This is a genomic window from Pseudoalteromonas sp. SA25, from assembly GCF_011378705.1.
Classification (GTDB): domain Bacteria; phylum Pseudomonadota; class Gammaproteobacteria; order Enterobacterales; family Alteromonadaceae; genus Pseudoalteromonas; species Pseudoalteromonas arctica.
Genome location: NZ_WTKV01000001.1, coordinates 279,851 through 302,195 on the forward strand (window position 1 = coordinate 279,851; position 22,345 = coordinate 302,195).

Sequence of the window (22,345 nt, forward strand, 5' to 3'; positions counted from 1 at the left end):
CAAAACATGAACAACCGACTCGACACAAGTCGCGTAATACGTGCACCTCATGGCGATAAAATAAGTGCTAAAAGCTGGCAAACTGAAGCTGCTAAGCGCATGCTAATGAATAATTTAGACCCTGAAGTTGCAGAACATCCTCATGCACTTGTTGTATATGGTGGTATTGGCCGAGCAGCTCGTGATTGGCCAAGTTATGACAAAATTATAGAAACCCTCGATAGACTCGAAAGCGACGAAACTCTGCTTGTACAATCAGGAAAACCCGTTGGTGTATTTAAAACCCACAGTAATGCCCCTCGTGTACTTATTGCCAACTCAAACCTTGTTCCACACTGGGCAAATTGGGAGCACTTTAACGAGCTCGATAAAAAAGGCTTGATGATGTACGGACAAATGACAGCGGGTTCTTGGATTTATATTGGCTCGCAAGGCATTGTACAAGGCACTTACGAGACCTTTATAGCCATGGCAAAGAAACATTTTTCAGGCAGTGCTAAAGGCAAGTGGGTATTAACGGGTGGCCTTGGTGGTATGGGCGGTGCGCAACCACTTGCCGCTACAATGGCAGGGTTTAGTGCGCTAGTTGTTGAATGTGATGAAAGCCGTATCGATTTTCGTATAAAAACAGGCTACGTTGATGTAAAAGCAACGAACCTTGAACACGCACTGCAATTAATAACCGACGCGTGCATAAAAGGTGAAGCCCTATCAGTTGGCTTACTTGGTAACGCTGCCGATGTATTTAGTACACTGGTTAAAACAGGTATTACACCTGATGTAGTCACAGATCAAACATCAGCTCACGATCCATTAAATGGTTACTTACCACAAAACTGGACAATGGAGCACGCTGCAAAAATGCGTGAGCAAGATCCAAAAGCGGTAGTAAAAGCAGCTAAACAATCAATGGCAGTCCAAGTTAGAGCCATGCTGGCGCTGCAAAAAGCGGGTGCCGCCACTACTGATTACGGAAATAATATTCGTCAAATGGCGTTTGATGAAGGTGTTACCAACGCGTTTGATTTTCCTGGATTTGTACCCGCCTATATTCGCCCTTTATTTTGTGAAGGTATTGGACCATTTAGATGGGTAGCATTATCAGGCGACCCTGAAGATATATATAAAACCGACGCTAAAGTAAAAGAGCTTATTCCTGATGATGCACATTTGCATAACTGGCTTGATATGGCGCGTGAACGCATTCAATTTCAAGGGCTACCTGCACGTATTTGTTGGGTAGGTTTAAAAGATAGAGCACGCCTTGCACTGGCCTTTAATGAAATGGTTAAAAATGGCGAACTTAAAGCCCCTATCGTTATTGGTCGTGACCACCTCGACTCGGGCTCAGTTGCCAGCCCTAACCGTGAAACAGAAAGTATGAAAGATGGCTCAGATGCAGTATCGGATTGGCCATTACTCAATGCACTGCTTAATACGGCAAGTGGTGCTACTTGGGTGTCTCTTCATCATGGTGGCGGTGTAGGTATGGGCTTTAGCCAACACTCAGGTGTGGTTATTGTTGCCGATGGTACAAATGAAGCTAAAGAGCGTATTGCTCGCGTACTTTGGAACGACCCTGCAACGGGTGTAATGCGCCATGCTGATGCTGGATACGACATAGCAAAGAACTGCGCTAAAGAACAAAATTTAGACCTACCTATGCTAAACGAGGAATGATCATGTTCGAACTTACTCTCACACCAGGCTCACTTGATTTAAACACATTGAGAAAAATTAATAATTCACCGGTAAAGTTAAACCTTGTAAAGCATGCTGAATCACAAATAGCAGCCAGCGCACAAACCGTTCAAAACGTTATTAATGAGCACCGCACTGTATACGGAATTAACACCGGGTTTGGGTTATTAGCTAATACCAAAATTGCCGACGACGAACTTGAATTATTACAGCGCTCCATTGTGCTTTCACACGCTGCGGGCATTGGCGAATACATGGATGACAGCACAGTAAGGTTAATGATCACCTTAAAAGTAAACTCGCTTTCGCGCGGCTACTCGGGTATTCGCCTGCAAGTAATCCAATTTTTTATGCAGCTGCTTAGTAGCGAAGTATATCCGTGCGTGCCTAAAAAGGGCTCCGTGGGGGCATCGGGGGATTTAGCCCCTCTTGCGCATATGTGCCTACCTTTATTAGCTGAAGGTCAAATGCGACATAAAGGAAAAATAATTAGTGCAGCACAAGGGTTAAAAATAGCGGGGCTTGAACCTCTTACCCTTGCAGCTAAAGAAGGCTTAGCATTATTAAATGGCACACAAGCGTCGACTGCGTTTGCACTACAAGGCCTATTTAGAAGCGAGAACTTATATGCACAAAGCTGCGTTATCGGCTCGATAAGCATAGAAGCGGCAATGGGTAGTCGCGCGCCATTTGATGCACGTATTCATGATATTCGTGGTCAGCGCGGACAAATAGACACCGCTCAAGTATTTAGAGAGCTACTCGATACGCACTCTCAAATTAGTGATTCCCACGTAAATTGTGAAAAAGTACAAGATCCATACTGCCTTCGCTGCCAACCTCAAGTGCTAGGTGCTTGCCTAACTCAGATACGCCAAGCCGCAGAAGTATTGTTATGCGAGTCAAACGGTGTAACCGATAATCCGCTAGTTTTTGCCGATGTAGGCGACATAATATCGGGAGGTAACTTTCATGCAGAGCCAGTTGCAATGGCCGCCGATAACTTAGCTATCGCAATTGCCGAAATTGGTGCATTAGCAGAAAGGCGAATTGCATTACTTATCGATTCAAACCTATCCAAATTACCGCCATTTTTAGTTGAAAACGGCGGTGTAAATTCAGGATTTATGATTGCCCAAGTTACCGCAGCAGCGCTTGCGTCAGAAAACAAATCATTAGCGCATCCGGCTTCGGTCGATAGCTTGCCTACATCTGCAAATCAAGAAGATCATGTTTCTATGGCAACCTTTGCAGCAAGGCGCTTAGATGAAATGGCCAATAATACCCAAGGTGTTTTGGCAATAGAATGGTTAGCATCGGTTCAAGGGCTAGAATTTAGAAAGCCGCTTGAACCATCAAATAAAGTGCAAAGCGCTAAAGCGTTATTACGCGAGCATGTGAGTTATTATGATAAAGACCGCTACTTTGCTCCCGATATCGAAGCTGCTAATACATTACTAAGTGAAGGTAAGCTATGCGACTTCATAGAGAGCAGTCCCCTGCCTTCAGCATATTAAATACCATATTGGTAAGTAAAGCCTAGCGCTTCAATAGCTGAGCCAATAACTTTGCGCTCAGCTTTATCATCACTGGTAAAGCGTGGTAACTCGCCACCATGTTCTGCACACTTCACTGCATAGTATTCAGCTTTTGTTGGGTGCGCAGGATTAACAACATTATAAATATTTTGCCCTACTTGCCAGTGCTCTATCACTGTAAAAATAGCATTAATTACATCTTGTTGATGCACCATATTTACTACTTGCTCACTTGATGTATTAAGCTCTTTGCCTGCCACAAAACGACCAGGTTCTCTATTAGGCCCTAGTAATCCAGCTAAACGCAGCACTTTCCCGTCTTGCTCAAGTACTTGCTCTTCTGCCTCATAGAGCTTTATTTGGCGCTCGTTTGTGCATGAAATATCGCAACTTTCGCTATATACACCAGGCTCTTGATCGTATACGCCGGTTGATGAGCATAATAAAAAGCCCTTTGCGTTTAACTCCTTTGAGAGCTTAAGCGCTGCGGTGAGGGTTTCAGGATAATTACTTTCACTGTCTCTGCTACGTGGTGGAATAGCACATACCCAATAAGCATTTTGTAAATCAACTTGATGTCTTAATTGCCCATCTTCAAGTGTAAACTGACGCTCAAAATCAAACTCGTGTATATCTGTTCTATGCGTTCCTTGTACTTGCCAATCAGTTTTTTGCGCACTTACGCATAAAGCATGCCCTAACCAACCTGCACCTAATACTACTAATTTATTACTTTTATTTGTCATTTTTGTATAAGCCTTTATTTTAAACGCATAATTAGTTCTTTCTATCTAACTTTATAGAGATTTTAAGTAAGATATGATTAGATATAATTTCATAAATAATAAAAATATGCGCACTCATGCTAAATAATTTATCATTACGGAAGAAAATATTATTATTGATTGGTGGAACAATTACCGTTTTACTAATTATCGCCTCAACATTTTTTGTTAAACACATTGCTAATCTCTCTAGAGAAAACATAGAAAACGAAGCACAAAGTTATCTACAGACCGAGCAACTTTCAATGCAAAGTTACTTTGCGATGTACGGTAAAATGGTATCAACCTTTGTTAATAACCCACATTTGATCAATTTTTTTGAAAATTGGGATACTCGCGATCAAGCACTCGAAAGCGCGTCAGGTTACAACGAAGTAAACCAAGACTTTGTGCGTTTAAGCTCAAACGACGAAAACATCTTATCGGCCTTTTTTGCCTCAGCAACCACCGGTGAATACTTTAAAGAAAATGAACGTACAAGTCACTACAACGGCCAGCCTTATTACGCCTACAAGCGTGGTTGGTGGCAAGAAGCCATGCAAGTTAACAAACTTTACGTAGGTCCAATCTCTGTTGATTTAACCACAGGCGTAGCATCTGCAGTAGTACAACAACCTGTTTATAACGCACAGCGTAAACTCATTGGTATGGGCGGTGTTGATTTACAACTAAACAAAATTAACGACATGGTCGAAAATATTCGCTTTAACGGCCAAGGTTATGGATTTTTACTCGATGGAAATCAAAAAGTAGTTCACTTTTCAAAAGCCACTGGACACAAACTTTCAATTACAGATGAAGGTGCAAACGGTAAAGAAGGACTCGATGCGCTTGAGCAACAATTTACAGATACAGCAGGCTTTAAAGAATTAAATACACAAATGCGAAATAACCTTAAAGGCAGCCAAATGGTTACTTTTAAAGGTGAGCAGTTTTATGTGGTTTACCATCGTCTGCAGCTAGAGCAGCCTCATATAGATTGGTATGTAGGTCTACTTATTCCTACTAGCATGATTGAAGAGCCCGTAAATGCCGCAGTAACCGCAACAACAACTGCAGTAGTTATTATCTTAATTATTATATTAGCCATGATTTTATGGGCTACCCATATGATTTCAAAACCCATCACTACACTTACGCACATTATGCGTGATATAGCATCGGGTGAAGGCGACCTTACTCAAAAAATTGATATTAATAGCCAAGATGAAGTGGGACAGCTGGCCAATCATATGAACACTTTTATTGATAAATTACGAGCCATGATGCTAGAAACCGCAGCGCAAGCAGAACAGCTAAGTAATGCAGCAGCTCAGCTAAGACATGTTTCTGAGCAAACTAATTCTGAAATTCAGCAAGAGAAGCAGCAAGTTGATAGCGTCAGCGCCGCGGTAACTGAAATGGCGACTACTGTGCTTGAAATATCACGTAATGCACAACATACAAATAATGCAGCTGAAGAAGTTCAGGCAATTACAGCTGAAGGTGCAAGCCGTTCTACACAGGCGCAAAAAGTAATGACTGAACTGGCGTTGCATATTGGCGAAGCATCTAAAGTGGTTGCAGGCCTTGAGCAAGAAAGTAATAATATTGGTGCATTAGTAGATGTAATTAATTCAATAGCCGATCAAACCAACTTACTTGCACTTAATGCGGCTATAGAGGCAGCTCGTGCCGGTGAACACGGTCGAGGCTTTGCCGTTGTTGCTGATGAAGTACGCTCACTAGCAAGTCGCACACAAGAATCAACTGACGATATTCGTAATATGATTTCGCGCTTGCAGCAAATAGCTCAACAGGCCTCAGTGATGATGCAACAAGGACAAGATCAAACCGAGGGCTCAGTACTGCAAACTAAAGAAGTACTTAGCTCACTTCACAATATTGCGCAGTCGGTCACTAAAGTACAAGACCAAAGTCATCAAATAGCCACGTCAACTGAGGAGCAAACAGTCGTTGCTGAAGATATTAATACGAGCCTTTCGGCAATTAATAACTTAGTGAACAGTACCGCTGACCATGCGCACACCCTCGCTGACGAAGCTCGTGACTTAAGTGATTTAGCTGCAGCACTTAACAAAACGGTTAACCAATTTAAATTATAAAACACTCATTTAATAGCTGTGTTTAAGCGTCAAACTTAAGCGCAGCTATAACCCTTGTTTTTAATTTATTTAGCACCATATCTTTACAGTTCGCTACTATTTTTACTGTAATTGAGTAATACAAAGTTATTTTTACGAACCAGATCAAATTTTTCGATTTTATACACAGATCTTTTTATTGAGATAGTTTGTTGTTTGGCAGAGTCTGGTATAGTAGCGCACGTAATAAACAGTGCTTTTTGAGCGGTTTAATACGATATTGCTAATTAATATGTTCTAAGTGTTATTTAAAAGCACATATTAATTACCAATTGTTAAAAATGGGTTAGCCGATACTCGGCTGACAAAGAATACATTGTAACGGTTTTATCATGATATCTAATTTATTTACCAAGCTTTTTGGTAGTCGCAATGACCGCACTATTAAAAACTTAAGAAAGACGGTCGCGCTAATCAATGCGCTAGAAACGCAACTTGAAGCGCTTTCTGATGAAGATTTAAGAGCTAAAACAGCTGAGTTTAGAGAACGTTACGATAACGGACAAGGCCTTGACGATATCCTACCTGAAGCTTTTGCTGTGGTACGTGAAGCGTCAAAGCGTGTAAATGGCATGCGTCATTTCGACGTGCAGTTATTAGGTGGTATGGTTTTACATCAAGGTCGCATTGCAGAAATGCGTACCGGTGAAGGTAAAACACTAACAGCTACCCTACCAGCTTATTTAAACGGCTTAACAGGCAAAGGTGTTCACGTAATTACTGTGAATGACTACCTTGCTAAACGTGATGCTGAAACCAACCGTGCGTTATTTGAATTTTTAGGCCTTACTGTAGGCTGTAACGTACCGGGTATGATGCCACAGCAGAAGAAGCTAGCTTATACTGCTGACATTACGTACGGTACAAATAACGAATTTGGTTTTGACTACCTTCGCGATAATATGGCTTTTAGCATTGATGAACGTGTTCAGCGTCCATTATTTTATGCCGTAGTCGATGAAGTGGATTCAATCTTAATTGATGAAGCGCGTACTCCGCTTATTATTTCAGGCCCAGCTGAGGACAGCTCTGAGCTATACACTGAAATAAATACCATCGTTCCTTTACTTGAACTTCAAGAAAAAGAAGACGAAGAAGGTGTTGAAGGTGACGGCGATTACACTATTGATGAAAAGTCTAAGCAAGTTCATTTAACAGAACGTGGTCAAATTAAAGTAGAAGAGCTACTTACTGAACGCGGCTTAATTGAAGAAGGCGATTCGCTTTACTCAGCAGCAAGCATTACGCTACTAAGTCACGTTTATGCCGCCCTTCGTGCCCACAAGCTATACCAAAAAGATGTTGATTACGTAGTAAAAGAAAACGAAGTAATCATTATCGATGAGCATACTGGTCGTTCAATGGAAGGTCGTCGTTGGTCAGAAGGTTTACACCAAGCTGTTGAAGCTAAAGAAGGTGTAAATATTCAGAACGAAAACCAAACACTTGCATCTATTACGTTCCAAAACTACTTCCGTTTATACGAAACATTAGCAGGTATGACAGGTACTGCCGATACTGAAGCTTTTGAGTTTCAATCTATCTACGGCCTAGATACTGTTGTTATGCCAACTAATAAGCCAATGGTTCGTGATGATCGCGCCGACTTAGTTTACCTAACACAAGAAGAAAAATACGAAGCAATTTTAATTGACATTAAAGACTGTCAAGACCGCGGACAACCAGTACTTGTAGGTACTATTTCAATTGAAAGCTCTGAGTATTTATCGCAGTTTTTACGCAAAGAAAAAATTAAGCACAACGTACTTAATGCCAAATTTCATGCGCAAGAAGCAGATATCGTTTCAGATGCTGGCCTACCAGGTACAGTAACAATTGCAACCAACATGGCCGGTCGTGGTACCGATATCGTGTTAGGTGGTAACTGGAACAGTGAAGTTGAAAAACTTGAGAACCCAACTGCTGAGCAAATTGCTGAAATTAAAGCAGCTTGGAAAATTCGCCATGATGCGGTAATTGATGCTGGCGGTTTACATATCATTGGTACTGAACGTCACGAATCTCGTCGTATAGATAACCAATTACGTGGTCGTTCTGGTCGTCAAGGTGACGCCGGTTCTAGCCGTTTCTACCTATCGATGGACGATGCACTAATGCGTATCTTCGCTGGTGAACGCATGACTAACATGATGCGTAAACTAGGTATGCAACGCGGTGAAGCAATTGAACATCCATGGGTAAACCGTGCGATTGAAAATGCACAGCGTAAAGTAGAAGCACGTAACTTTGATGTTCGTAAGCAATTGCTTGAGTACGATGATGTAGCAAACGATCAACGTCGCGTTGTTTACTCTCAACGTAATGAGCTACTTGAAGAAGGCGATATTTCAGAGACTATCACAGCAATTCGTGGTGATGTTCTTGCTAGTGTAATTGATCAGTACATCGCACCGCAAAGCCTTGCTGAAATGTGGGATATTCCTGGCCTTGAAGAGCGTTTAAAACAAGACTTCTTACTTGAGTTGCCAATCACTCAGTGGTTAGCAGATGACAATAAACTATACGAAGAAAAACTTCGTGAGCGTATTGAGCAGGCGGTTGAGCAGTCATACAAGCAAAAAGAAGAGCAAGTTGGCGATTCTGTTTTACGTCAATTCGAAAAAGCGATTATGCTACAAAGTCTTGATCAGCATTGGAAAGATCACCTTGCTGCTATGGATCACTTACGTCAAGGTATTCATTTACGTGGTTACGCGCAAAAGAATCCTAAGCAAGAGTATAAGCGTGAATCGTTTGAGCTGTTTTCTGAAATGCTTGAAAACTTGAAAGTAGATGTTGTAAGCATCCTAAGTAAAGTACAAGTACGCGCAGAAGAAGATGTTGAAAAAGTAGAAGAGCAACACCGTAAAAGTGAAAATGCTCCTCGCGAATACCAACATGAAGAAGCTGAGCAAGTAGGTGGCGAAGCGCCAGCACCAGAAACAGCTACTGTAATGGCTCGTACAGAACCAAAAGTAGGTCGTAATGACCCTTGTCCTTGTAAATCAGGTCAAAAATTCAAACAATGTTGCGGTAAATTAAAATAGCCCAGTATTGTTATTAGCTTATTAAAAAGCGGCGCTAGCGTCGCTTTTTTTTATGGAGTTTTAAAGTAATGACTATAGAAATTGTACATGTAGCTGTTGGTGTTATTAAGAAAAATAACGCTATATTCATTTGTAAACGCGCAGATGAACAACATCAAGGCGGTTTATGGGAATTTCCTGGTGGCAAAGTAGAAGCAGGTGAAAGTGTTTTTGTTGCACTTAAACGCGAGCTTATTGAAGAAGTTGGATTAACAATTCACAGCTCTAGTCAACTTATGGTGATTGAGCATGACTACGGCGATAAGTGCGTTAAATTAGATGTACACGTAGTAAGTAACTTTAGCGGTGAAGCACATGGCGCTGAAGGGCAACCTAGTGAATGGGTAGCAATTAGTGAATTAGAAAATTATGATTTTCCTGAAGCTAATGCTGAAATTATCGAGAAAATAGTAGCCCGATACGCATAACAAACTAGGTACAAGTGAGCACAATGAACATCTCAATACAAAATAAGCTAAGCGAACAATTATCATTAAATCCTGAGTTAACTCAAGTTAGTGTGATTGGTAGCGGCCATATAAATAGTACATGGCTACTTACGTGTATTGATAAACAGTTTATTGTGCAAAAACTTAATACTGAGGTATTTAAATACCCTGCTCAGTTAGTAAGTAATGCAAAACTAATTGAGCAGCATTTAAATACCAAACAACTACAAAGCAACTACCCCCTTGAAACAGTTAAGCATATAGCCATACAAAACAACGAACACTTAATAGAAATTGATAGCGCGCATTATCGCGTCCTTAGCTATATTAGTGACAGTTACAGCGAAGACGTTGTTAAAAATGCGCAACAGAGCGAGCAAGCGGCTTACGCCTTTGGCGTATTCGCCCATGCATTACAAGATTTTGATGCACAACAACTACATATTGTAATCCCTGATTTTCATAACTTAGCGATGCGCTTTGAGCAATTAAATACCGCAATCACAAATAACTCTGTAAATAGAGTAAAGCACTGCGCTGACGAAATAGAATATTGCTTATCACAGCAGCATTTAATTACCGAGCTTAGTAGTATAGCTAAGCAGATACCACTTAGAGTGTGTCATAACGATACAAAAATAAATAATATGCTGTTTTGTAGTGCAACTCACAAAGCAAAAGCAGTGATTGATTTAGATACCTGCATGGCGGGATTTAGGCTTTATGATTTTGGCGACATGGTACGCACTTTCTGCTCCCCCGAAGCCGAGGATTCAACAAACTTACACAACGTTATTATTCGAAAAGATATATTTTCAGCCATTGTTAAAGGCTATGTAACGCCATTAAAAAGTAGCATGAGTACAAAAGAACAAGGAAGCCTGCTGCTAGGCGCTAAAATAATGCCGCTCATGTTAAGTGTGCGCTTTTTAACTGATTATTTAAATAACGATGTGTACTTTAAGGTGGCTCATGCAGAGCATAATTTAGAGCGAGCACAAAACCAACTCGCGCTTTATAAAAACATACTCAGTAACGAAAAATGGATGCACCAATGCTTAATGAGCTAAAGCTTATTTAACCTGAACTCTGGTTAAGAGATTTATTAACGCATTGAATCATGGTGATATTTAAATTTATTTTCTCTAGTCAGAGATTTTTAGTGAAAACAAGGCGAATTTACGCGTCAATAGCTGGCCTATTCAAGTAAATTCAACGCAGTTAGCGCTGAAAATAGCTGCTTGAGATAGATTTATTATCCATAGTTCAGGTTATTTACAAATTCAAGATACAAAAAAACCAGTAAGCTAAAAACTTACTGGTTTTTTATTAACTTTAAATCAGTCTATTTAGTAAATTACCAAATTTTTACGCGATCTTCTGGTTTGATATACATTTTATCACCTTCTTTTACGTCAAACGCTTCGTAAAACTCAGGCATATTCGACAAGATACCGATTACACGGTAGTGACTTGGTGAATGAGGGTCTGTTAATAAACGATTACGTAACTCTTCATCGCGATAGTTACGACGCCAAATTTGTGACCAACCCATAAAGAAACGTTGATCGCCTGTGTAACCATCAATCACTGGTGATTTTTTATCACCTAAAGACAGCATATACGCTTTATGCGCAACCGTTAAGCCACCTAAGTCACCAATGTTTTCGCCAAGCGTTAGCTCGCCATTAACACTTGCATCTTCAAACGGTTTATATTCGTTATACTGTGCAACTAAAGCCGCTGTACGCTCTTCAAATTGCTTAAGGTCAGTCTCACTCCACCAGTTACGTAAGTTGCCATCACCGTCGTATTTAGCACCTTGGTCGTCAAAACCATGACCAAGCTCATGCCCAATTACTGCACCAATTGCGCCGTAGTTTACAGCATCATCCGCTTCTAAATTAAAGAATGGCGGTTGTAAAATAGCGGCTGGAAATACAATTTCGTTGTTTACTGGATTGTAATACGCATTTACTGTTTGCGGAGTCATGTGCCACTCAGAGCGATCAACTGGTTTACCCAATTTAGCAATCATGTCTGCGTATGCCCATTCGCTATAACGAATGTAGTTACCTACTAGCTCATCTGAGTTAATATCTAGCTCTGAGTAATCTTTCCACGTGTCTGGGTAACCAATTTTAGGCGTAAATTTGTCTAGTTTTTCTTTCGCTGCAAGCTTTGTTTCAGGGCTCATCCACTCAAGATTTTCAATAGCAACACCGTAACCTTTAATTACGTTATCAACTAATTCTTCCATGCGTGCTTTAGCTTCTGGCGGGAAGTTATCTTTAACGTATACCTTACCTAAAATTTCACCAAGTACACTGTTAGATGCATCAACCGCTTGCTTCCAAAGAGGTGCTTGTTCTTCTACGCCACGAAGTGTTGTGCTGTAAAAGTCAAAGTTAAGGTTAACTAAATCTTCACTAAGTAGCTCTGCATAACCACTTACAAAATGAAATTTTAAGTAGTTTTTCCACGTCGCTAAATCAGTGTCTTTGTAAATAGTAGCAAGTGCTTCTAAGTAGCTTGGTTGACGTACAATAATGTCACTTGCACTCACGCCTGCATCTTTAAAGAATGCAGCTAAATCAAGGTCACCCATCAACTTGCTTGCATCTGCTACTGTCATCTTGTTATAAGATTTAGTTGCATCACGGCTTTGCACGCGGCTCCACTGAGCATCAGCTAGTGTTTTTTCAAATGCAAGTACGCTCTTAGCTGCTTCTGCTGCATTTTTAACGCCTGACTTTGCTAAAACATCAGTGATGTATTGCTCGTAAGAAGCGCGAATTTTAGTGAATTTTTCGTCATCTTTTAAGTAATAGTCACGATCTGGTAAACCAAGACCCGACTGAGATAAATACAATGCATACTCACTTGAATTTTTAGCATCGTTATTTACAAACCAACCAAACGGTAAAGTACCGCCTTGTTTTTGAATTTTAGCCATTAAACCCACTAAATCAGCTTTAGATTTAACGCTATCAATTGTATCTAATGACGGTTGTAATGGCGTAATACCTAGCTCATTACGCGCATCTTTATTCATATAGCTTTTATAAAATGCACCAATTTTGTACTCATCACTGCCTTTTTTAGCGGCTTTGTTTGCGGCTGCACTTTCAAGGGCTATTTTCATCGCTTTTTGCGACTCATCATATAACTGCGAAAAAGAACCGTAGTTAGATTTATCACCTGGTATTTCAGTTTTAGCTAACCACTGACCATTTACATGGTAGTAAAAATCGTCTTGTGCGCGTACTGAACTATCCATATTAGCTAATTCAATACCAAGCTCTAGTGGCTTTTCAGCGGGTGCTGTTACTACTGGAGTGTCGGTTACTTTAGTTTCTTGTTGTTTTTCACCACAACCTACCAAGCCAAGCGCAAGTGCGATACTTGCAGCAGCCATTGTTACTTTATTCATAATTATTCCGTTTGTTAGTTAGAATTGAATCATACCAATCTGCTTATATATGGGGTCTATTTAACGTTAAGAAAATTACGCTAGAACCAGGCAAAAGTTTTTGTATCTAGTTGCTCTAAATAAAAAATTTTTAACGACGTTATAGTGCAATTTAATTCGTTAAATTGATCAAAGACTTATGCAGGTTAGTATCACATACCAACTCCATTAAATTCTTGAATATAGCAGGAGTAAAAATAGCACTGCCTACACGCTTTTACTTAATGGAATGGGTATCAAAGAGCTTTCGATCAATATAAAGCCCACGCAGTATCATAAACCTCATTAAGCCAACAATAAAATGGAATATGTAACAAAGTATTTTGAATGCGGTGAGCTGCCAAATTAGCCCCACCAATAACAAGATGGTGGGTAGTTAAGACTTACTTTTATTTTTTCCGTGAAGCGCTAAACGCTCTAGTTTTTCTTTTAAAGAAGGGGGTGCAGAAGATGCTATCGCGTTTAAGTAATCAGCTGTTTGCTCACTCATTTTACGTGAGTTGGTAACTGCAGGACTGCCCGACTTATTCGCTGCACTTAATCTCTGAGTTGCTTGAGGATTTGCAGTTATTTTTATTTGCCCGAGCTCTGCCATTCCGGCTGCTCTAAAATGTGAAAGCATATCCATTTTTAAATAATTAAGCCTAAGCGCGATAGGTGCAGATACCGCCTCTATCATTAGCGTGCCGTCTCGGTAATTACTGACTCGGCATTTATCACCCAACTTAGGACCCAAAAAATCTTTTAATAGGGTTTGCTGTGTATCAAGTGCTTGGCTTTTGCCTGCATAAGCTGATAAACGATTATTTAACCCCGCCATAATATCGGTTAGCGGTTTTGGTGCATATCTATCTTTAGCCATTTTACACCTCGTAAAAGCTCACTTAGACCCAGAGATAATACTCTAGGTCTAAGTATACACTGCGTATTAATACTACGCGCCGGCTATTTGCATTTGCTCTATTAATACTGAGCCAGTTTGAATACCACCACGGCGTTCTATGTCACCACCGATAGCAGATATGCCTTTAAACATATCTTTTAAATTACCAGCAATGGTAATTTCGCTTACAGGATATTGGATTTCACCATTTTCAACCCAAAAACCAGCAGCACCACGAGAGTAATCACCCGTCACGGTATTTACGCCCTGCCCCATTAGCTCTGTAACTAATAAGCCGGTGCCCATCGTTTTTAATAGTGCAGTTAAATCGTTATGAGTTTGCTCAACAAGCCAGTTATGTATACCGCCAGCATGCCCTGTTGGGGTCATATTCATTTTACGCGCGGCATAACTTGCTAATAAATAAGTTTGTAGCTCGCCGCCTTGAATAATTTCCCTATCGAATGTTTTAACACCTTCGCTATCAAACGGTGACGACGCCAACCCTTTTAAAATATGTGGGCGCTCGGCAATATTCACACAATTACTAAATACTTGTGTGCCTAAGCTATCAAGTAAAAAACTTGATTTACGATAAAGCGCACCACCACCAATTGCCGACACTAAGTGACCAAACAATGAATTTGCAATATCGGCTCTAAAAATAACAGGCACTTTCATTGTGCCTAACTTTTGGCTATTTAATTTAGCCAATGTTTCAGCTGCTGCTTCAAGCCCAACTGCCGCTGCGTCATTTAAACCCGCTTGGTCGCGTGCAACAGTATAAGCAGAGTCGCGTTGCATCTGCTCACCATCTTGACCAATTACCATAGTACTAATGCTATGACGAGTGCGTGGAAAGCCAGTTATCAAACCATGGCTGTTACCATAAACACGTAATCCTTGGTGAGATGAAAAACTCGCGCCATCAGAGTTAACAATACGCTCATCTGCGTTTAATGCAGCTTGCTCAGCAGCATGACAAAGCTCAATACCTTCCTCAGGACTTACATCCCAAGGATGGTATAAATCTAAATCTTTAGGATTAAATTCAAGCAATTCTTTATCAGCAACGCCGTTAAATGGGTCATCCGATGTAAATTTGGCTATATCAATCGCTTTTTCGACTACCATGCGCAATGTTTTTGGATTTAAATCAGCGGTTGACGCCGAACCTTTATTATTACCAACGTATACACTAATGCCTAAGCCGCCGTCTTGGTTAAACTCAATGGTTTCTACTTCACCCATTCGTGTACTAACCGATAAACCAGACGTGCTAGACATAGCCGCTTCTGCAGCTGTTGCGCCTAATTTTTTGGCATGTTCGAGTACTTCTGCTACCGCATCTTTAACTTGCGATATTTGAGAATAAATTGGATCGTTTTGTTGGCTTTTCATAAATTAAGTCCTGAGCCTTAGAGGCATAATGCACGCATTTCTTATATTTAAATGCTAACACACTCAATGCATCACATCAGCTAATATTCCTAAGTATCATATTCATGTATAATGGCAAAAGTTATTTTTATTTAAGAGCACCCCATGGCAAAGAAAAAAGGCAAGCCTGCTGAAATTGAAGAAGAAATTGAATATGTATCAAGAACGGAGCTTAAGCGCGAAGCGCAAGAGTTTCATCAGTTAGGTACTGAAATTGCCAAAATGGGTAAAAAACAGCGCGAACGCCTGCCATTAAATGACGATTTAAAAGCGGCAATGGTTGTTGCTGATAAAATAAGTAATAAAAGTGACGCGTACCGCCGTCACTTAAACTACATCGCTAAAACGTTGCGTACTGTAGAAAACATTGACGCTATTAGAGCGATTATCGATGTAATGCTTAATAAAAATAACCAAGCTGAAGTATTGGTCAAAAAAATTGAGCAATTACGTTCAGACCTAATTGAACAAGGTGATGACCTTATCAATGAGACTATTGAACAGTTTCCGTCTCTTGATCGTCAGCAAATGCGTCAATTGGTTCGTAATGCGGCGAAAGAAGCGAAAGCTGAAAAGCCGGGTAAAGGTTATAAAGAGTTATTTCAATATCTCAAAGATGCCCATACTGTTACGTATTAATTAGACCGCATTAATTGATATTTTATTAAAAAAGGTGCTTCGGCACCTTTTTTGTTATAGATCAAACCGCCTCACTGCGTACTTTTTTATAATCACTCCCTAAATAAATACTTAGGTGCGCGTGATGATTAAACTTCCACAATGGGATCAAACCCTGATAAACAAATATAATGTGTCTGGCCCGCGTTATACCTCGTATCCCACAGCTCTATCACTGCGTGATGGATATCAACAACAAGACCTACTTAGCGCTGTAGAATCATCAACGAGTCGTTCACTCTCTCTATATATTCATATCCCGTTTTGTAGTCAGCTTTGCTACTACTGTGGCTGTAATAAAATAATTACCCGCCATCAATCTAAGGCAGATACGTATCTCGACTTTTTAGCAAAAGAAATTACTGCCCAAGCTCATTTATTTAAAAACTACACGGTTGAGCAATTACATTTAGGTGGCGGTACTCCCACCTTTTTAACCGCAAAACAAATGACTCGTCTAATTAAGCTTTTAGAGCAGCACTTTAATTTTACAAGCACAACAGAGCGCGGCATTGAAATAGACCCACGCTCACTTGCCGATAATATGCTCGTTGATTTAAGGATGCTTGGCTTTAACCGTGTCTCATTTGGGATTCAAGACTTTAACGACGACGTGCAACTTGCTGTTAATCGCCCGCAAAATGCAGATACGGTTAAGCAATTAATTACACAAGCTCGCGAGCTGGGATTTCAATCTATTAATGCAGATATGATTTACGGGCTTCCTCTGCAAACGCCAGAGAGCTTTAAGCAAACTATAGAGCAACTTATTGAGTTAAGCCCTGACCGAGTATCGGTGTTTAACTACGCGCATTTACCAGAGCGCTTTGCCGCACAGCGTAAGATTAAAGATGCAGATTTACCCAGTGCACATAATAAACTCACTATGTTTAAAAACACGCTGGAGCAGATGACGCAAGCAGGCTATCAATTTATTGGTATGGACCACTTTGCAAAAACCGATAACGAACTAGCTATTGCGCAAAATGAAGGCAAGTTACATCGTAATTTTCAAGGTTATACAACCCATGGAAATTGTGATTTATTAGGCTTAGGCGTGTCATCAATTTCACAAATTGGCACTGCCATTTTACAAAATCAAAAAGAATTAAAACATTATTACCACAGCATCGAAACACAAATCGGCTGTGCTCTTAATAAAGGTATGCACTTAACGCATGATGATGTAATTCGTGCTGATGCAATTAAGCAGCTCATTTGCCAGTTTGAATTAGATATACAAGACTTTAGCGAAAAGCATGCGCTTATATTTAATGACTACTTTGAGGATGCGTTAATTGCGCTTACGCCACTTATAAAAGATGAACTAGTCACTATAAATGATAATAAAATTAGCGTAACGCCACGCGGCAACTTATTCATTCGTATTATTTGCATGTGCTTTGACGCTCATTTACAAAAACAAATAAATGCGACGCGTTTTTCACGAGTGATTTAGCAGATCACTAATTTAATGCAATTAGTATGAAAATTTTTACGCATAAAAAAAGCAGACCAAGGTCTGCTTTTTTTGAGTACTAGAAAAATTAAAGCTAGTTAAAAACCACTTTATCGCTGCCAGGAGCGGCTTTAAACTCGATGATAATTTTAGCGCAATCGGCTTTAACTTCATCTTTAAGTGTTTCTTCAGCTTGCCAGCGAGCCTTATCTAGCTTAAAAATCTCTTTTTTAGCATATTTTTTACGTGCATCGTGTGTCGGCATTTCTTTAACTACCTGGTACATTTTATAAATGCCAGGATATTGTGTCGTTAAATCACGCTCGCTCTCAAAGCCATATTGAGACATAAGTACCCAAATACGTAAACAGCCTTCAGAAAACTCACACTGCTCTTCATTCATTGCACGCGCAATTAAATGAATACTATCGGCTAGTTTGGCATTTCGCTTTAAACGCGACTTCTCAAGCTTTTGCTTTTGTTCAGCCTGCGTTTTAGCAATTAACTTTTTTTGCGCATTTAACTTATACAGCAACTGACCCGCATAAAATGCCAGACCAACTATTATAGCAGCGCCTAAAAGTAAGGCTAAAATTACCGCGGTACTCATTATTTATCCTTACTATTTGTCGTCTTCATCTAACCATTCGTTGGCTAAATCGTCAGATAAGTATTGATCGAAATCAGAATTGCCTTTGCTTTCAATATCATCTTCAAGGTCATCTTCAAATTCGTCTTCATCCTCGTCTTCAATACCAAGAATTTCACATAGCGCCTGATGACGAGCAATACGGCTATTAAAGTACTTAGCATCTTTACCAGTTAGCATTTCACCTTCTTCATGACGCTCTACTAATTTAAGTAAACGCTCGTCATTCTCAAGTGCTTCTAGCTCTTGTTCAGGTGTAAATTCAGGCTCGATTACCTTTTTCAGCTCAATAGTTGGCTTTAAGTTGCGTTTCATTTCAACTTTAGGCTCAGGCGCAGTTGCAATTAATGGTACAGGCTTTTTACTGCCTACACGCTTATCTTTAGGCGCGTGACCAGCATTATGGCTTTCGCTATCTAGTAAATCTGGCGCGTTACGAGAACCAGGCTTAGCGCCTTTGGTTTTTTTAACTCGCTGCTCTTTTAATGCGCGCATTTCTTTAAGCTTATCTTGGCTTAAACGAACAGGTCCGTTTGCTGGGCTTTTGCGTGACTTTTTAGTTCTACTCATATCTTGATCATCTCACTTAAGAGGTTTTGAGCGAAGCGCAAATTAATGGGCATCGCAGTGCTGGCCTAGCCAGAAGAATTCAGTTTGCGCTTAGAGGTTGGGTCTCTCATTTAAAAGCGCCTTAGCTAATTAATCGCTAATTTTAAACGGTGGGTATTGTAACAGGACAAATAAAAAGGCGGTAGAGAAAACATCTCTACCGCCTGCTAATCTGAGCGCCATTATCTGGACACTTCTCCCTTCGACTTTTTTTAGTCTTTGTTATTTTTATTATTATCAGTCCGTATTGTTATTATTTTTACGTTCCTTGTTACATTCCATTTTGTTTTTATTATTAAACTTCCATGAGTTTTTTATTATTTTCGGTCATCCTGACACTTTTTTATTATTTCCTTTAGTAGCACTAATCTTATGCTATGTAGTCATGCCGCGTTACTTTCCTTGATAGTTATTTCCGTTTTGTTATTGTTGTTTTGCGACAGTGGTTAATTTACTCGTTAATGATTTTGTTACAACTGGTTTATATAACTTTTATTATCTTTATTACATTGAGATATAAAAATAAACATAAATTACAATAAGTTAATCAATAATCAAAGATAAAAAGAAGACTTTTCTTACAACCAGACATGGTCAATGTCTTACATTAAAACGGACGATATCGTTAATTTTTGACACAAAAAAAGCAGCCTAGGCTGCTTTTTTTAACACATTGTAGTTTATTTATTATTAACTGCTAAATAAATACGACTTTAGTGTAAGCCACCTAAATACTGAGAAAGTACTTCGATGTCTTTATCTGTTAATTTTTTTGCAATATCGCCCATCATGCCATTTAAGTCATTATGACGAGTACCATCACGGAATTTTTCAAGTTGAGCCTTGATATATCCTGGATGCTGAAAAGAAATTTTTGGAAACTTAGCAAGTGACGAGCCATTACCACGTGGGCCATGACATGCTGCACATGATGGAATTCCACGTTCTGCATCGCCTGCTTTAAAAAGCATCTCGCCAACTTCAACAACATCTTTAGGTGTAGCACCTTCAGACATGTTCATTGAAGAAAAATAAGCAGCTAGATCTTTCATGTCTTGCTCGCTAAGTGGCATAGCCATAGCGCTCATTACTGGATCCATACGCCCTTCTTTGCCGCCTGACGTCATACCTAATTTTAAATCCTGAAGTTGCTTAAGGATATAATCTGGATGTTGACCTGCAATTTTAGGGTAAATATTAACCGGCGCATTACCGTCTGGGCCGTGACAAGCCGCACACGTTGCTGATTTTTCTTTACCTGCGTTTACATCGCCATCAAATGCTGTTGCGTTGCTTGCTGACAACGCACCAAGCAATATTGTTAAAGATAGTGCTATTTTTTTCATGGTGAATTCTCTGTTTCCGACCCTGTATCATCTACAATCGTGATGTTGTAATACATATATTCTACACGATAATAAATTCTCTGGCACGTTTTCTACACATATTAAGCTTATAATTTACAGGGTTTTGACTTAGATTAAGCTTTAACATGTTTTAAATGTACCATAGGTGCTGTTTTTAGGTGGTTAAATACGCTTTTTAATACATCCTTTATAGTATAAAATACGCGCCCTGAGTGAATTTGGTTTACTCAACGTTATTTATTTAAGTTTTAGGAGAGCCTGTGCTCAAATCTCGTATCAAATATAATACTGCGTCTTTCGTAACAAGCGCTCCCGACATTACTAAATTACCTGCTGATACGGGAATTGAAGTTGCGTTTGCCGGTCGCTCCAACGCAGGTAAGTCGAGTGCATTAAATGCATTAACCGATCAGAAGCTAGCACGTACAAGTAAAACACCTGGACGTACTCAGCTAATCAATACATTCGATTTAGCTGATGTTGACGATATGCGCCTTATCGATTTACCAGGCTATGGTTTTGCTAAAGTACCAATCGAAATGAAAAAGAAATGGCAAAAATCGCTAGGCGAATACCTACAAAAGCGTCAAAGCTTAAAAGGTATTGTTATTTTAATGGATATTCGTCATCCATTAAAAGATTTAGACCGCGATTTAATTAATTGGGCTATTGGTAGTGAAATTCCAGTATTGGCACTATTAACTAAAGCCGATAAATTAAAGCAAGGCCCTCGTAAATCACAAGTACTGCAAGTTCGTCGTGAATTAAGCACGCTTGATGGGGATATTACAGTTCATGCATTTTCATCATTAAAAGGCACGGGGTTACCAGAAGTAGCTAAAAAACTAGATGAATGGTTTTTAGGTCCTGTTATTGCTGTACCACCTACCGATGAAACAATCACAGACGAAACTAACCCAGAGGCTTAAACGCTGGCGTTACGATAAATAAAACTGCTTTCCTGCAGATTTAATAAAATAGCCGAGCTTATCAGACTCGGCTTTTTCAGCCCACTGATAATATACGCTTCGCGCAACACGCGCACTACAGCCATAAGGTAGCTTTAGATAAGGCACTTTTGACCCTTTATAGTCTTTTATAACTAAAGGCTGCTGAGCGCTCACTAACCACTGCCTAGCTAAATTATCAATACAACACAACACCTGCCCTTGCACTGTATTTTCAAAACGCCAATCAACAATAATAAACGGCGCATCATCAACCGTTATTGTTATTTTTTCGACAGGTGTTTTTAAATAAAATTGCTCACCTTCTTTACATAGAACAGAAGCAAACAGCTTCACCATGGCTGGGCGTGTTATTTCGCTGCCATCGTAAAACCATTTCCCCTCATGATTAATGACAATTGGCAGTTCACCACAATGATTAGGCTGCCAACTATCAAAAGGTTTGCTTGGCTCGCTTAATTGCTTGCTAAGCTCACTTAAAGAAATCACTGTTTTTTAAGTGTAATTGCAAATGTAACAGGCACTGCTGTTGCAATTGAAGGTAAGCCCGCTAGCTCTTGCAGCTTTTTAACGCCTTCAGTTACACCAAAATCATCACTATTAATAATAATAGGTGTTAATGATGATACCGTTAAATCACCACTTTGCGTGCTGTTAACGAGTACATCAATTGCCAATGGCTTTTTATTACCGTGAAAATCAAGCTCAGCTTTAATACCCTTCAATACATATTGACCAGGCTTTTTAATATTGCTCAGTTCTTTAGTTAAATTTGCAGTTAAAACAGCATTTGGAAATTTAGCCGCTTCGAATAAAAATGTCGTTAAACGCTCATTACGAATAGGAATTAGAGTTTCGGCTGATGTTAAATCAACATTAACGCTAAACTCGCCTTTATCAGAAAGCATACCTTCAAGGTTAGTAAAATGGTGAGCTTCAGCAATCGAATCTTTTTTAATTGAAACAAAGCTTAGTTGGCTTTTATCATTCACTAGCTGCCAATTGGCCTGAGCAACATTAGAAATAACTAAACTTGATAAAGAAAAACCTGCAATAGCTAATGCTTTAAACATAACGCACTCCTTAGTAATAAAATGAAAAGAATAATATCACTTCG

General features: G+C 39.7%; 18 protein-coding genes. 9 read left to right on the top strand and 9 right to left on the bottom strand.

Translation table 11 applies throughout. The features are described 5' to 3' along the window. Positions 1–6: 6 nt before the first annotated feature. Both hutU and hutH read left to right on the top strand, forming a co-directional pair. Positions 7–1,680, top strand: coding sequence for a urocanate hydratase (gene hutU, locus GQR45_RS01305; RefSeq protein ID WP_165724884.1), 1,674 nt, complete (start codon positions 7–9; stop codon positions 1,678–1,680). A 2-nt stretch (positions 1,681–1,682) separates the two neighbouring features. Beyond that, positions 1,683–3,218 carry a histidine ammonia-lyase gene (gene hutH, locus GQR45_RS01310; RefSeq protein WP_165721234.1) on the top strand — a complete coding sequence of 512 codons (1,536 nt, stop codon included), beginning with the start codon at positions 1,683–1,685 and terminating at the stop codon, positions 3,216–3,218. Here the strand turns inward: hutH and GQR45_RS01315 are convergent. Then, positions 3,215–3,985, bottom strand: a complete 771-nt coding sequence (locus tag GQR45_RS01315) for an NADP-binding protein (RefSeq protein WP_165724885.1) — start codon at positions 3,983–3,985, stop codon at positions 3,215–3,217. The genes hutH and GQR45_RS01315 overlap by 4 nt on opposite strands. Before the next feature lie 116 nt (positions 3,986–4,101). Here GQR45_RS01315 and GQR45_RS01320 point away from each other — a divergent pair, with 116 nt between their 5' ends. From GQR45_RS01320 to GQR45_RS01335, 4 genes are all read left to right on the top strand, one after another. After that, complete coding sequence (locus tag GQR45_RS01320) at positions 4,102–6,129, top strand: methyl-accepting chemotaxis protein (protein ID WP_165724886.1); 2,028 nt, start codon at positions 4,102–4,104, stop codon at positions 6,127–6,129. A gap of 371 nt (positions 6,130–6,500) precedes the next feature. Continuing rightward, positions 6,501–9,215: a preprotein translocase subunit SecA gene (secA, locus tag GQR45_RS01325; protein ID WP_007582061.1), complete on the top strand. Its 2,715-nt coding sequence runs from the start codon at positions 6,501–6,503 to the stop codon at positions 9,213–9,215. 68 nt (positions 9,216–9,283) lie between these two features. After that, positions 9,284–9,682, top strand: a complete 399-nt coding sequence (gene mutT / locus GQR45_RS01330; RefSeq protein WP_007582062.1) for an 8-oxo-dGTP diphosphatase MutT — start codon at positions 9,284–9,286, stop codon at positions 9,680–9,682. A gap of 23 nt (positions 9,683–9,705) precedes the next feature. Then, the gene (locus tag GQR45_RS01335; RefSeq protein WP_165724887.1) at positions 9,706–10,773 is read left to right on the top strand and encodes an aminoglycoside phosphotransferase family protein; all 1,068 of its coding nucleotides are present in this window, start codon (positions 9,706–9,708) and stop codon (positions 10,771–10,773) included. A gap of 287 nt (positions 10,774–11,060) precedes the next feature. On the opposite strand, the gene GQR45_RS01340 is transcribed toward GQR45_RS01335, so the two are convergent. The 3 genes from GQR45_RS01340 to pmbA form a co-directional block, all read right to left on the bottom strand. After that, positions 11,061–13,136: a M13 family metallopeptidase gene (locus tag GQR45_RS01340; RefSeq protein WP_010553817.1), complete on the bottom strand. Its 2,076-nt coding sequence runs from the start codon at positions 13,134–13,136 to the stop codon at positions 11,061–11,063. A 415-nt stretch (positions 13,137–13,551) separates the two neighbouring features. Continuing rightward, the gene (locus GQR45_RS01345) at positions 13,552–14,037 is read right to left on the bottom strand and encodes a DUF721 domain-containing protein (RefSeq protein WP_165724888.1); all 486 of its coding nucleotides are present in this window, start codon (positions 14,035–14,037) and stop codon (positions 13,552–13,554) included. A 72-nt stretch (positions 14,038–14,109) separates the two neighbouring features. Then, positions 14,110–15,459 (bottom strand): metalloprotease PmbA, encoded by a 1,350-nt coding sequence (gene pmbA, locus GQR45_RS01350; RefSeq protein ID WP_007582066.1) that lies wholly within the window; start codon positions 15,457–15,459, stop codon positions 14,110–14,112. A gap of 144 nt (positions 15,460–15,603) precedes the next feature. On the opposite strand from pmbA, the gene yjgA reads away from it, so the two are divergent. Continuing rightward, complete coding sequence (yjgA, locus tag GQR45_RS01355) at positions 15,604–16,137, top strand: ribosome biogenesis factor YjgA (RefSeq protein ID WP_007582068.1); 534 nt, start codon at positions 15,604–15,606, stop codon at positions 16,135–16,137. Between the two features lie 124 nt (positions 16,138–16,261). After that, positions 16,262–17,635, top strand: coding sequence for an oxygen-independent coproporphyrinogen III oxidase (hemN, locus tag GQR45_RS01360; RefSeq protein ID WP_165724889.1), 1,374 nt, complete (start codon positions 16,262–16,264; stop codon positions 17,633–17,635). A 94-nt stretch (positions 17,636–17,729) separates the two neighbouring features. On the opposite strand, the gene GQR45_RS01365 is transcribed toward hemN, so the two are convergent. The 3 genes from GQR45_RS01365 to GQR45_RS01375 all read right to left on the bottom strand — a co-directional run bounded on the left by GQR45_RS01365 (position 17,730) and on the right by GQR45_RS01375 (position 20,239). Next, a complete protein-coding gene (locus tag GQR45_RS01365; RefSeq protein WP_010553820.1) occupies positions 17,730–18,245 on the bottom strand; it encodes a DUF2489 domain-containing protein in 516 nt (171 codons plus the stop codon). Positions 18,246–18,257: 12 nt separating this feature from the next. Next, the gene (yihI, locus tag GQR45_RS01370; protein WP_007582074.1) at positions 18,258–18,854 is read right to left on the bottom strand and encodes a Der GTPase-activating protein YihI; all 597 of its coding nucleotides are present in this window, start codon (positions 18,852–18,854) and stop codon (positions 18,258–18,260) included. Positions 18,855–19,606: 752 nt separating this feature from the next. Then, entirely contained in the window at positions 19,607–20,239 is a 633-nt protein-coding gene (locus GQR45_RS01375) for a c-type cytochrome (RefSeq protein ID WP_024589909.1), read from the bottom strand. Positions 20,240–20,520: 281 nt separating this feature from the next. Between GQR45_RS01375 and yihA the strand changes: the two genes are divergently transcribed. After that, positions 20,521–21,189 carry a ribosome biogenesis GTP-binding protein YihA/YsxC gene (yihA, locus tag GQR45_RS01380; RefSeq protein WP_007377272.1) on the top strand — a complete coding sequence of 223 codons (669 nt, stop codon included), beginning with the start codon at positions 20,521–20,523 and terminating at the stop codon, positions 21,187–21,189. A gap of 9 nt (positions 21,190–21,198) precedes the next feature. Here the strand turns inward: yihA and GQR45_RS01385 are convergent, their stop codons facing one another. Next, positions 21,199–21,717, bottom strand: a complete 519-nt coding sequence (locus GQR45_RS01385; RefSeq protein ID WP_010553821.1) for a DUF1285 domain-containing protein — start codon at positions 21,715–21,717, stop codon at positions 21,199–21,201. Then, a complete protein-coding gene (locus GQR45_RS01390) occupies positions 21,714–22,301 on the bottom strand; it encodes a YceI family protein (protein WP_007582084.1) in 588 nt (195 codons plus the stop codon). The genes GQR45_RS01385 and GQR45_RS01390 overlap by 4 nt, the downstream gene beginning before the upstream one ends. Positions 22,302–22,345 lie beyond the last annotated feature (44 nt).